4 protein-coding genes, 3 tRNA genes and 3 rRNA genes are annotated in these 12976 nt (G+C 55.6%); 2 read left to right on the top strand and 8 right to left on the bottom strand.

Going from position 1 to position 12976, the window contains the following annotated elements; all coding sequences use genetic code 11:
* Window positions 1-253: 253 nt before the first annotated feature.
* Window positions 254-2209, bottom strand: coding sequence for an acetate--CoA ligase (gene acs / locus ISX93_RS15770; protein WP_195779720.1), 1956 nt, complete (start codon window positions 2207-2209; stop codon window positions 254-256).
* 285 nt (window positions 2210-2494) lie between these two features.
* Between acs and ISX93_RS15775 the strand changes: the two genes are divergently transcribed.
* Window positions 2495-4045: a WS/DGAT/MGAT family O-acyltransferase gene (locus ISX93_RS15775; protein WP_195779721.1), complete on the top strand. Its 1551-nt coding sequence runs from the start codon at window positions 2495-2497 to the stop codon at window positions 4043-4045.
* Window positions 4046-4158: 113 nt separating this feature from the next.
* On the opposite strand, the gene ISX93_RS15780 is transcribed toward ISX93_RS15775, so the two are convergent.
* Complete coding sequence (locus ISX93_RS15780) at window positions 4159-5238, bottom strand: zinc-dependent alcohol dehydrogenase family protein (RefSeq protein ID WP_374987703.1); 1080 nt, start codon at window positions 5236-5238, stop codon at window positions 4159-4161.
* Between the two features lie 96 nt (window positions 5239-5334).
* Window positions 5335-6651: a phospholipase gene (locus ISX93_RS15785; RefSeq protein ID WP_195779723.1), complete on the bottom strand. Its 1317-nt coding sequence runs from the start codon at window positions 6649-6651 to the stop codon at window positions 5335-5337.
* A 398-nt stretch (window positions 6652-7049) separates the two neighbouring features.
* On the opposite strand from ISX93_RS15785, the gene ISX93_RS15790 reads away from it, so the two are divergent.
* Window positions 7050-7126 (top strand) — tRNA-Arg (locus ISX93_RS15790).
* 332 nt (window positions 7127-7458) lie between these two features.
* Here ISX93_RS15790 and rrf read toward each other — a convergent pair.
* The 5 genes from rrf to ISX93_RS15815 form a co-directional block, all read right to left on the bottom strand.
* Window positions 7459-7574, bottom strand: a 5S ribosomal RNA gene (gene rrf, locus ISX93_RS15795).
* A gap of 142 nt (window positions 7575-7716) precedes the next feature.
* Window positions 7717-10609: ribosomal RNA gene (locus ISX93_RS15800) — 23S ribosomal RNA — on the bottom strand.
* 242 nt (window positions 10610-10851) lie between these two features.
* Window positions 10852-10927 (bottom strand) — tRNA-Ala (locus ISX93_RS15805).
* 31 nt (window positions 10928-10958) lie between these two features.
* Window positions 10959-11035 (bottom strand) — tRNA-Ile (locus tag ISX93_RS15810).
* A 93-nt stretch (window positions 11036-11128) separates the two neighbouring features.
* Window positions 11129-12665: ribosomal RNA gene (locus ISX93_RS15815) — 16S ribosomal RNA — on the bottom strand.
* Together the 16S, 23S and 5S rRNA genes with 2 tRNA genes alongside form the textbook arrangement of a ribosomal RNA operon.
* Window positions 12666-12976 lie beyond the last annotated feature (311 nt).

Raw genomic sequence — 12976 nt, forward strand, 5'->3', positions numbered from 1 at the left:
GGCCTGGGAGCGGGCGTGTCGCATTCTAACGAGAGGGACATGGGCAATAATTCTTCAATGCGACATGTAATTACAAAAGCCAGGGTAATGCCACACGGATCTGTTGACAGGTGATCGGGATAGCAAACACGAGAAAATTAAATCGAACAGGCGCGCCTGAGGGCAGCACCTCCGGCACGTTCAACTGCACCAGAAAGGACAAGACCGGTAGCAACTTTTGGTCACTACCGGCCTTGTGCAACAGGGCTGCCGGTCAGGCAACCTGCATGGAGCGATGGGTGTCGATGAGTTGCTGCACCACGCCGGGATCAGCCAGGGTGGAAATGTCGCCAAGGCCGTCGTATTCGGCCACGGCTATCTTGCGCAGGATACGGCGCATGATCTTGCCCGAGCGGGTCTTGGGCAGGCCCGGCGCCCACTGGATGACATCCGGCGAAGCGATCGGACCGATCTCCTTGCGCACCCAGTTCTTCAGTTCCTGGCGCAGTTGCTCGGAAGGCTCCTCGCCACTGTTCAGGGTCACATAGACATAGATGCCCTGGCCCTTGATGTCATGCGGCATACCCACGACCGCAGCTTCGGCAACCTTGGAATGGGCGACCATGGCGCTCTCGATCTCGGCGGTGCCCATGCGATGGCCAGAGACATTCAGCACGTCATCCACCCGGCCGGTGATCCAGTAGTAGCCGTCCTCGTCGCGGCGCGCGCCGTCGCCAGTGAAGTACATGCCCTTGAAGGTCTTGAAGTAGGTATCGACGAAGCGGTCATGGTCGCCATACAGGGTGCGCGCCTGGCCAGGCCAGGAATCGACAATCACCAGATTGCCCTCGGCCGCGCCGTCAATCAGGTTGCCCATGTTATCGACCAGCGCCGGCTGTACGCCGAAGAACGGCCGCGTCGCCGAGCCCGGCTTGAGCGCGGTGGCGCCGGGCAGCGGGCTGATCATCACGCCGCCGGTCTCGGTCTGCCACCAGGTATCCACGATCGGGCAACGCGACTTGCCGACCTCCTCGTAGTACCAGTGCCAGGCCTCGGGATTGATCGGCTCGCCGACCGAACCGAGCAGGCGCAGGCTGGAGCCATCGGCACCTGCCATTGCCGCCTTGCCCTGAGCCATCATGGCGCGGATCGCGGTGGGGGCGGTGTAGAGGATATTGACCTTGTGCTTGTCGACGATCTTCGCCACGCGGGTCATGTCCGGGTAGTTCGGCACCCCTTCGAACAGCAGCGTGGTGGCGCCGTTGCACAGTGGTCCGTAAACGATATAGCTGTGCCCGGTGACCCAGCCCACATCCGCAGTGCACCAGTAGATCTCGCCAGGTCGGTAGTCGAACACCCGCTCGTGGGTCAGTGCGGCATACAACAGGTAGCCACCGGTGGTGTGCTGCACGCCCTTGGGTTTGCCGGTGGAGCCCGAGGTATAGAGGATGAACAGCGGCTCCTCGGCGCCCATTTCCTTGGGGGCACAATGGGTGGACGCGACTTTCATCAGGTCTTCGTACCAGATGTCGCGGTGCGGGTGCCACTTGATATCGCCGCCGGTGCGCTTGCACACGATGATTTTCTGCACGCTGGCGGTTTCCGGATTGGCCAAGGCATCGTCGACGTTAGCCTTGAGCGGGGTCTTCTTGCCGCCGCGCACACCTTCGTCGGCGGTGATGACGATCTTCGACTGGCAGTCGATGATGCGCCCGGCCAGGGCCTCCGGCGAGAAGCCGCCGAACACCACCGAGTGAATCGCACCGATGCGGGTGCAGGCCAGCATGGCCACCACGGCTTCGGGGATCATCGGCATGTAGATGGTCACCACATCGCCGCGATGCACATCCTGGCCGCGCAGGGCGTTGGCAAACTTGCAGACCTGCTCGTGCAATTGGCGGTAGGTAATTTCCTGATGATCCGCCGGATCGTCGCCTTCCCAGATGATCGCCAGCTGATCGCCGCGCTCGGCCAGGTGCCGATCAAGGCAGTTGGCGGAAACATTCAGCGTGCCGTCGGCAAACCACTTGATGTCGACATGGTGGTCATCGAACGAGGTCTGCTTGACCTTGGTAAAGGGCGTGATCCAGTCCAGGCGCTTGGCCTGCTCGCGCCAGAAGCCATCGGGATTGATCACCGACTGCTGGTACATGGCTTTGTAGGTCGCCTCGTCAGTCAGCGTCCGGGCAACCGATTCCGGGGTTACGGGATAAATCGAAGCAGCACACATGATAATGACCTCGGCAGGAGCATGATGGATTACATGGATACTTTTTAGCCTCCCGTGCCGGATCCAACAATTCGACCATGGTCTTAGCAGGCATTGAACCAACAGCTTAGGGGAAGGCAGGGCGCTGCTCGGAATAATTGAACCGGGCGACTCGACTGAAACGGCCCATGAGATTTGCACAAAACCGCTACGGCCAACCACCTCAATCTATAGTGAGCAGAATGTTGCCGATATCTGGCCCGGCTTGATAGAAAACACCAGCCATAGGCTCAGGGAGCCCCTGCAATGAATCTTGTTGCCCCAGCTGACTTGATGTTTCTCTTGCTGGAAAACAGCCACTCGCCGATGCATGTGGCCGGCCTGAGCATTTATACGCCACCGGAAAACGCCAGCCAGACCTTTGTGGCCGACCTGGTAACCCGCTGGAAGACTTACCGCAAGGCACGGCCACCGTTCAACAGGCGACCCGCCCTGCATATGGGCCTGTGGTTCTGGGAAGAAGATCCGCAGTTTGACCTGGATTGCCATATTCAGCATCTGGCGTTGCCAAAACCCGGGCGCATGAGCGATCTCTGCGACATGGTTGCACGCCTGCATGGCAACCTGCTGGATCGCCACCGTCCCCTCTGGGAGGCCTGCATCATCGAGGGACTGCCCGGCGGACGCTTTGCCTGCTATGTGAAAATTCATCACGCCCTGGTCGATGGCATAACGGGTTCCAGGATGATGGCGCAGAACCTGTCCAGTAGTCCCGACGAACAGAAAGCCCCTATCTGGGCTTACCAATTTCCCCAACCGCCCCAACCACATGAAGACCATTCGGAGCAGCTGCACACACGCCTAGCGAGCGAAATCGGCGCGGCGCTGAGCACCGGCAAGGAAGTCATCCCCGGCATACTCAGCGGGGTATGGGATATTCTCCGTCCGGCACCCGCCGGTACGGGCGAAGTATTGCCCCTGCAAGCCCCCGCGACACCACTGAATGTAGCCATTTCCAACTTGCGCAGCTTTGCCGCGCAACCCTTTTCACTGCAACGCCTGAAAAAGCTGGGGCATGCTGCCGGCGCTACAGTCAATGACATCGCCCTGGCCATGTGCGCCGGTGCACTGCGGAAATACCTGCTCAGCCAGCATAAATTGCCGAAGCGCTCGCTTACCGCCATGGTGCCGGTATCACTGCATGCAGAAGATGCTCACGGCGGAAATCAGATCGGTCTGCTACTGGCCAGCCTGGCTACCAACATAGCCAACCCACGCAAACGCCTGGAAACCATCGTCAAGTCAACGCAGGCTGCCAAACAACACTTACAGACCATGAGCAGACTGGAAAAGTGGGCATATATCGTGCCGATGGTAGCGCTCGCCGCCCCGCTGATGGTCACCGGCGACGCACGCCGCCATCCGCTGTTCAATGTAATCATCTCGAACGTACCCGGGCCCACTGCCACCCTGTACCTGGACGGTGCACGTCTGGACGAGGTCTACCCGGTGTCGATCCCGGCCGACTATCTGGGCCTGAACATCACCATCACCGGCTATGGCGACACCCTTGGATTTGGCTATATAGCCTGCCGCCGGGTAATGCCTGCCTTGCAGCACCTGCTCGACTACACCGATGAATCGCTGATCGAGCTCGAGCACGTGCTGCTGGACAAGCTAGTAAGGCCAGCGCGCCCCGTCCGGGCGGCAAAGCCCGCCGCAGAAAGAAACATCACCAGCAGGGTGACACCCGGAAAAACCAAACCACGCAAACCTGCCAAAGAGATTGCCAGTCCGATCAATAGCCAAGCTGAGCAGGCGCAAAAAAAAATGGCGCCCCGAAGGTCGCCAAAATAAATCTCTTCAATCAAGCGGGAGCAAGCCAAACACCCATTGCCCAAGAGCATTTAGTGGGGATTATTAAAACCGTCACACAAGTTAAAAACCATTCGACCTTAGTCGCACAGCGTTCAATCTGCACGCAGGCGCAGCAGGATCTTGCCAGTTCGCCCCGGCTGGCCCGCAGCAATCACAGCATCGACCACTTGCGCCAAGGGGAACACTTCGCTGACTTCCGCGTGAAACACTCCTTGCCGGGTCAGTTTTTTCACTGCACGCAAAATACCCAATAGTTTCAAGGGGGATTGCCGGGCCAGCCAGTTAGACAGAAAGAAACCCGAGACCTGGGTAAGCGGCATCATCAGATCCCGGCCGGGAATCTGCATCGGCGTATTTGACAGGGTTCCGTAGACCAACAGTTGGCCAGTCAGGCCCAAACACTGCACCAGTTCACTGGCCAGCGTGCCACCTACGCAATCCAGCGCATGCTGCACGCCCCTGCCTCCAGTAACCCGGAAGACTTCAGCCAGCAGATCCTGATGATCGGTCTCAATCACCACATCCGCGCCCAGTGCCCGCAGCTCGTCACTATTACTGGCTGAGCGCACCACGCAGAGGGTCTTGAAACCATAGCGCTTGCCCATGCGCACGATGCTCTTGCCGAGCGCCGAACCGGCCGCCGATATCGCTACCCACTCCCCAGCGCGCACGCGCAAGACCTCGTGGATCATCACATACGCCGCCAGCGGGTTGACGAAGAACATAGCGGCCTGCTGATCGGAAACATCATCCGGCATCACCACGGCCTTTTTCGCCTCGACAATGCTGTACTCCTGCCAGCAGCCTGCGGGCGGTCCGGCGGTAATCGCCACCCGCTTGCCCAGCAAACGCTTCGCCAGAAATCCCGAACCGCAACTATCCACCACCCCCACCCCCTCGCCACCAAGGGCATAAGGCGGTACCGGGCAGAGATTGCTGTGCGCCGGATCGTAATAAACCTGCGGGGCTGTCGGTGTACAGCCGTGATTCCAGATGCAGCGTTGCAATGCCGCATGGTAAGTGCCATGCACAAAGTTCAGGTCGGATGGGTTAACCGGACTGAAAAGCATGCGTACACGAACCTGTCCAGGGCCGGGCTCAGGCAGCGGCACCTCCTCCACGCAAATCTCGGCGAGATCCCGGGTAAACGCCTGTAAGCGAGCTGATTTCATGGCAGTCCTGTAGCAAGTGGCGAAAAAACAAGTGGCGTCGTGTTCGTGGTCGATTTCATCTCACACGATAAACGCGGCTGCACACGCAGAAATGGCTCACTTATCCACCGCCCCGGGCACACTGGCGGCCACGGCGTTCCGGCTATGTGCGCCATAGTGCCGAATCAGCTCGACCAGCACCGCCTGCATCTGGGGATCGACCTGGTTGCTGGAAACCAGCTTGTTGCTGTCAGTGAAGCCACTGGGTTGTGGACTGCTAGCCATCGATAGGCCTATTTGCTTATCCAGCTCATCGGCACTGGCATAAGCTTGCGCTGAAACCACATTACGCAGGTAGTCGACATCGTATGACGGATAGCTTTTATCCGAAGCGGTATCCGAATAGGCATTGAACATTGGATTCGCGGAATTGCCTTCCGCAATCAGGCTGCTCAGCCAGGCCAGCTGGAAGCTCTCGATCGCGGTATGCCGGTCGGCAACGCGCTTGAGCACGGCCGCCCTGGCATCGGGATAACCCAGCATGTCCTTGACCGAGACCCAGAGCAGGTTAGCGGTACTGCTGCCCGGCATGACTTTGGCGTGATAGGGCTGTGTAAGGTCCTGCACATAGTGCAACCCCCAGCCAAGAAAACGATAGCCCCAGTAAGGATGCCCGGTCTCAAAGGCATACCTTGCCAAACCGAAATACTGGAAAGCACGCTGCTCAGGATAAGTCTTGGCCAGATAGGGCGCTGCCGTCGTTAGCAGCCCTGACTCGTGATAAAAACCCATGTGGAAAGGGGCTTGCGAGGAGTACTCGAAGCGCGAGTCTCCAAAGGGTTGCGGTCCGAAATTGTAGCGGGTACCGGCACTTCCCGGAGTGTCACTGAACAGGTTGATGTCGTGCCCGTAGTCCGGCTCATCGGACGCGGTGGCCACCACACTCAGCGCACTGAGCCTGTCGCCAGGCTGGACTTCGTAGAAACGGTAGCGATTTCCCCACTGGCTGAGATCCCGATAGACCATCACCTGCCCCATCGGCAGCAGCGGCCGATCTTTCCAATCGCTGGTGCCTGGGACCGGCTGAACAAACGTGGCCAGCTTGGTTTCAGGATTGATCCTTAACGCTTGCAGAAAGTCTTGGCGTCGATCGCCCTCGCCTGCGACGATCCAGCGCAATTCATCCGGACGCTCTGGGTAACCCTGAAAGCTCGCCCGTGCGTAGGCTTCCTGGCTATCCAGCAGCACCTGTAAACCTTCGGCTTCAGCACTCAGAAAACTCTCCAGCGACTCCACCTCGACAGGTGCCACCCCCTCCAGGCTCGAACTGCCCTTGAGTGCCAACGCTGTACCCAGCGAGTGGTTGGACCAAGCCATAGCTGGTGCGGGTATACCCGCCAACAGCAAGCTCAGGACGATGCCGGGTAGTTTCATGCAGACTTCCTCAGTTCAATGGACTGCCAAAACGATGGGAGAGTAACAAGTGTGTCGCTCGATGACACGCCTCTTTCAGGACAAAATGCCAGACCAGACAGGCCATTATCTTGTGCCACACCAACTGACTAAAATACCGCTAACCACAGCATCGCGCGCTATTTCGGGCCCCCAACTAAACAGTGGAACTCACGGGGCACCGCCGTCTGTCGCTCAATACGTAACCTAGGTGATTGTTTGGCGCGTCATCCCGCTCCTCGCTATCTGTTCGCTCTGGAGACCTGCTGGAGAGCCGGTAATGGCGGGCCCGAGAGGACGCTGCCTGACTCATCCGACTTCCAAGAATGACAAATGGCCATTTGCCCTATAAGATTCGCCCCGCCGTCATGGCTCTGCATGTCCCAGTAGCTCAATCGGATAGAGCATCCCCCTCCTAAGGGGAAGGTTGGAGGTTCAATTCCTCTCTGGGACGCCAAAAGAATCAAAGAGTTACCTAAGCTTCGACTCAAAAAATAAAACCATCTAGCATCGGTCTAACGCGCCAACTGACTCCGCGTGTTTTCAGGCACAAAAATGCCGCTTCACTGAGCGGCCATTTCTTGCAGCGAAACCTAGTCGCCAATCATTCGAAATAAACCTCCACGGCAATTCCGACCGTTCCGCGCGTGCAGGGGTGCGAACCTAAGTGCGAACTGCGAACCTTTCACCCAAGTAAGGATACGTCGGGACATCAGTGTGAAACTATAACCCTATCCTGCAAAAGCAAACCCCCGACCCGCTTACGCGGATCGGGGGTTTGGGATAGGTGCTTGACGATGACCTACTCTCACATGGGGAAACCCCACACTACCATCGGCGATGCATCGTTTCACTTCTGAGTTCGGGATGGGATCAGGTGGTTCCAACGCTCTATGGTCGTCAAGCAATTTTGTTGCTGTCTCGGGGTTAGCCGCTACAGCGAATCGGGTATGTGATATCGGTTGGTAATGCGTGTTCTGGCAAACTTTCGGTTTGTTGTCGACTTCAACCATCGAGCACGCAAACTACAAATTGTTTGGGTGTTATATGGTCAAGCCTCACGGGCAATTAGTATTGGTTAGCTCAACGCCTCACAGCGCTTACACACCCAACCTATCAACGTCGTAGTCTTCGACGGCCCTTCAGGGAGCTCAAGGCTCCAGTGAGATCTCATCTTGAGGCAAGTTTCCCGCTTAGATGCTTTCAGCGGTTATCTTTTCCGAACATAGCTACCCGGCAATGCCACTGGCGTGACAACCGGAACACCAGAGGTTCGTCCACTCCGGTCCTCTCGTACTAGGAGCAGCCCCTCTCAAATCTCAAACGTCCACGGCAGATAGGGACCGAACTGTCTCACGACGTTCTAAACCCAGCTCGCGTACCACTTTAAATGGCGAACAGCCATACCCTTGGGACCGGCTTCAGCCCCAGGATGTGATGAGCCGACATCGAGGTGCCAAACACCGCCGTCGATATGAACTCTTGGGCGGTATCAGCCTGTTATCCCCGGAGTACCTTTTATCCGTTGAGCGATGGCCCTTCCATACAGAACCACCGGATCACTAAGACCTACTTTCGTACCTGCTCGACGTGTCTGTCTCGCAGTCAAGCGCGCTTTTGCCTTTATACTCTACGACCGATTTCCGACCGGTCTGAGCGCACCTTCGTACTCCTCCGTTACTCTTTAGGAGGAGACCGCCCCAGTCAAACTGCCCACCATACACTGTCCTCGATCCGGATAACGGACCAGAGTTAGAACCTCAAAGTTGCCAGGGTGGTATTTCAAGGTTGGCTCCACGCGAACTGGCGTCCACGCTTCAAAGCCTCCCACCTATCCTACACAAACAAGTTCAAAGTCCAGTGCAAAGCTACAGTAAAGGTTCACGGGGTCTTTCCGTCTAGCCGCGGATACACTGCATCTTCACAGCGATTTCAATTTCACTGAGTCTCGGGTGGAGACAGCGCCGCCATCGTTACGCCATTCGTGCAGGTCGGAACTTACCCGACAAGGAATTTCGCTACCTTAGGACCGTTATAGTTACGGCCGCCGTTTACCGGGGCTTCGATCAAGAGCTTCGCTTGCGCTAACCCCATCAATTAACCTTCCGGCACCGGGCAGGCGTCACACCCTATACGTCCACTTTCGTGTTTGCAGAGTGCTGTGTTTTTAATAAACAGTCGCAGCGGCCTGGTATCTTCGACCGGCATGGGCTTACGTAGTAAATACTTCACCCTCACCGGCGCACCTTCTCCCGAAGTTACGGTGCCATTTTGCCTAGTTCCTTCACCCGAGTTCTCTCAAGCGCCTTGGTATTCTCTACCCAACCACCTGTGTCGGTTTGGGGTACGGTTCCTAGTTACCTGAAGCTTAGAAGCTTTTCTTGGAAGCATGGCATCAACCACTTCGTCATCTAAAAGACAACTCGTCATCAGTTCTCGATCTTGAACGCCCGGATTTGCCTAAGCATTCGATCTACCACCTTAAACACGGACAACCAACGCCGTGCTGGCCTAGCCTTCTCCGTCCCTCCATCGCAGTAACTAGAAGTACAGGAATATTAACCTGTTTCCCATCGACTACGCTTTTCAGCCTCGCCTTAGGGACCGACTAACCCTGCGTCGATTAACGTTGCGCAGGAACCCTTGGTCTTTCGGCGTGGGTGTTTTTCACACCCATTGTCGTTACTCATGTCAGCATTCGCACTTCTGATACCTCCAGCCAGCTTCTCAACTGACCTTCACAGGCTTACAGAACGCTCCTCTACCGCATCACTTACGTGATACCCGTAGCTTCGGTGTATGGTTTGAGCCCCGTTACATCTTCCGCGCAGGCCGACTCGACTAGTGAGCTATTACGCTTTCTTTAAAGGGTGGCTGCTTCTAAGCCAACCTCCTAGCTGTCTAAGCCTTCCCACATCGTTTCCCACTTAACCATAACTTTGGGACCTTAGCTGACGGTCTGGGTTGTTTCCCTTTTCACGACGGACGTTAGCACCCGCCGTGTGTCTCCCATGCTCGGCACTTGCTGGTATTCGGAGTTTGCATCGGTTTGGTAAGTCGGGATGACCCCCTAGCCGAAACAGTGCTCTACCCCCAGCAGTGATACATGAGGCGCTACCTAAATAGCTTTCGAGGAGAACCAGCTATCTCCGAGCTTGATTAGCCTTTCACTCCGATCCACAGGTCATCCGCTAACTTTTCAACGGTAGTCGGTTCGGTCCTCCAGTTAGTGTTACCCAACCTTCAACCTGCCCATGGATAGATCGCCCGGTTTCGGGTCTATACCCAGCGACTAAAGCGCCCTATTAAGACTCGCTTTCGCTACGCCTCCCCTATTCGGTTAAGCTCGCCACTGAATATAAGTCGCTGACCCATTATACAAAAGGTACGCAGTCACCCAACAAAGTAGGCTCCCACTGCTTGTACGCATACGGTTTCAGGATCTATTTCACTCCCCTCTCCGGGGTTCTTTTCGCCTTTCCCTCACGGTACTAGTTCACTATCGGTCAGTCAGTAGTATTTAGCCTTGGAGGATGGTCCCCCCATATTCAGACAAAGTTTCTCGTGCTCCGTCCTACTCGATTTCACTTCTAAGACCTTTTCGCGTACAGGGCTATCACCCACTATGGCCGCACTTTCCAGAGCGTTCCGCTAAAATCAAAGAAGCTTAAGGGCTAGTCCCCGTTCGCTCGCCACTACTAAGGGAATCTCGGTTGATTTCTTTTCCTCAGGGTACTTAGATGTTTCAGTTCCCCTGGTTCGCCTCTTGCACCTATGTATTCAGTACAAGATAACCATCTTATGATGGCTGGGTTCCCCCATTCAGACACCTCCGGATCAAAGTCTGTTTGCCGACTCCCCGAAGCTTTTCGCAGGCTACCACGTCTTTCATCGCCTCTGACTGCCAAGGCATCCACCGTATGCGCTTCTTCACTTGACCATATAACCCCAAGCAATCTGGTTACTGTCTCGAACGTGAAGACGACATTCGCCGAAAATTTGCACTTGAGAACACGCAAATTTTACCTTGACTCAAACAATCACCAGTGAAAGAGATTGTTTGGTCACTTCTATCACATACCCAAATTTTTAAAGAACAGTTCTGGCGCAAAGACCAGAACTCAACATCTCAGCCTATCCAGGCAGATGCTCAGTTCTGAGCTTTCAGCGATTTCGAGTTAATGGTGGAGCCAAACGGGATCGAACCGTTGACCTCCTGCGTGCAAGGCAGGCGCTCTCCCAGCTGAGCTATGGCCCCATCTAATGATCTGGCCACGACCCTTGACAATTGGTGGGTCTGGGCAGATTCGAACTGCCGACCTCACCCTTATCAGGGGTGCGCTCTAACCAACTGAGCTACAGACCCAATCGTCTCTCTCGGGTCTATTAACCCAATCGCTTTTCGCAAGTGAATCAAGCAATTCGTGTGGGTGCTTATGAAGAAGCTGAAGTCTTCGATTAAGGAGGTGATCCAGCCGCAGGTTCCCCTACGGCTACCTTGTTACGACTTCACCCCAGTCATGAATCACTCCGTGGTAACCGTCCCCCTTGCGGTTAGACTAGCTACTTCTGGAGCAACCCACTCCCATGGTGTGACGGGCGGTGTGTACAAGGCCCGGGAACGTATTCACCGTGACATTCTGATTCACGATTACTAGCGATTCCGACTTCACGCAGTCGAGTTGCAGACTGCGATCCGGACTACGATCGGTTTTGTGGGATTAGCTCCACCTCGCGGCTTGGCAACCCTCTGTACCGACCATTGTAGCACGTGTGTAGCCCTGGCCGTAAGGGCCATGATGACTTGACGTCATCCCCACCTTCCTCCGGTTTGTCACCGGCAGTCTCCTTAGAGTGCCCACCATAACGTGCTGGTAACTAAGGACAAGGGTTGCGCTCGTTACGGGACTTAACCCAACATCTCACGACACGAGCTGACGACAGCCATGCAGCACCTGTGTTCGAGTTCCCGAAGGCACCAATCTATCTCTAGAAAGTTCTCGACATGTCAAGGCCAGGTAAGGTTCTTCGCGTTGCTTCGAATTAAACCACATGCTCCACCGCTTGTGCGGGCCCCCGTCAATTCATTTGAGTTTTAACCTTGCGGCCGTACTCCCCAGGCGGTCAACTTAATGCGTTAGCTGCGCCACTAAGTCCTCAAGGAACCCAACGGCTAGTTGACATCGTTTACGGCGTGGACTACCAGGGTATCTAATCCTGTTTGCTCCCCACGCTTTCGCACCTCAGTGTCAGTATCAGTCCAGGTGGTCGCCTTCGCCACTGGTGTTCCTTCCTATATCTACGCATTTCACCGCTACACAGGAAATTCCACCACCCTCTACCGTACTCTAGCTTTGCAGTTTTGGATGCAGTTCCCAGGTTGAGCCCGGGGATTTCACATCCAACTTACAAAACCACCTACGCGCGCTTTACGCCCAGTAATTCCGATTAACGCTTGCACCCTCTGTATTACCGCGGCTGCTGGCACAGAGTTAGCCGGTGCTTATTCTGTCGGTAACGTCAAATCAGCAACGTATTAAGCTACTGACCTTCCTCCCAACTTAAAGTGCTTTACAATCCGAAGACCTTCTTCACACACGCGGCATGGCTGGATCAGGCTTGCGCCCATTGTCCAATATTCCCCACTGCTGCCTCCCGTAGGAGTCTGGACCGTGTCTCAGTTCCAGTGTGACTGATCATCCTCTCAGACCAGTTACGGATCGTCGCCTTGGTGAGCCATTACCTCACCAACTAGCTAATCCGACCTAGGCTCATCTGATAGCGTGAGGTCCGAAGATCCCCCACTTTCTCCCGTAGGACGTATGCGGTATTAGCGTCCGTTTCCGAACGTTATCCCCCACTACCAGGCAGATTCCTAGGCATTACTCACCCGTCCGCCGCTCTCAAGAAAAGCAAGCTTTTCTCTACCGCTCGACTTGCATGTGTTAGGCCTGCCGCCAGCGTTCAATCTGAGCCATGATCAAACTCTTCAGTTCAATACTGATCGGGTTTTGAGAAAACCCTAAACTTGGCTCAGCAATCGCAAAAAACTCTCAAATTAACGAGTGTTACTTGTGATGCTGATAATCTTGCGATCCTCAGTCTTACTACACAAGCACCCACACGAATTGCTTGATTCAGTTGTTAAAGAGCGTTTGGCTGATTCGTTCGTCTCAACCAAGGCCGCGCATTCTACAGCAGCCTCTACTTCCGTCAAGCCTATTTCAAAGAATTTTTCGTTTCTTCTCAACCGCTTGCGCTACTAACACCAACACTGCATGCCGGTAGCGGGAGGCGAATTCTACAG

The sequence above is a fragment of the Pseudomonas sp. N040 genome, assembly GCF_015637705.1.
Taxonomy (GTDB): Bacteria; Pseudomonadota; Gammaproteobacteria; order Pseudomonadales; family Pseudomonadaceae; genus Aquipseudomonas.

Bases quoted from the DNA above. Each gene is read 5' to 3' on its own strand.
- acs (WP_195779720.1), bottom strand. From the start codon at position 2,209: ATGTGTGCTGCTTCGATTTATCCCGTAACCCCGGAATCGGTTGCCCGG.
- ISX93_RS15780 (WP_374987703.1), bottom strand. From the start codon at position 5,238: ATGAAATCAGCTCGCTTACAGGCGTTTACCCGGGATCTCGCCGAGATT.
- ISX93_RS15775 (WP_195779721.1), top strand. From the start codon at position 2,495: ATGAATCTTGTTGCCCCAGCTGACTTGATGTTTCTCTTGCTGGAAAAC.
- ISX93_RS15785 (WP_195779723.1), bottom strand. From the start codon at position 6,651: ATGAAACTACCCGGCATCGTCCTGAGCTTGCTGTTGGCGGGTATACCC.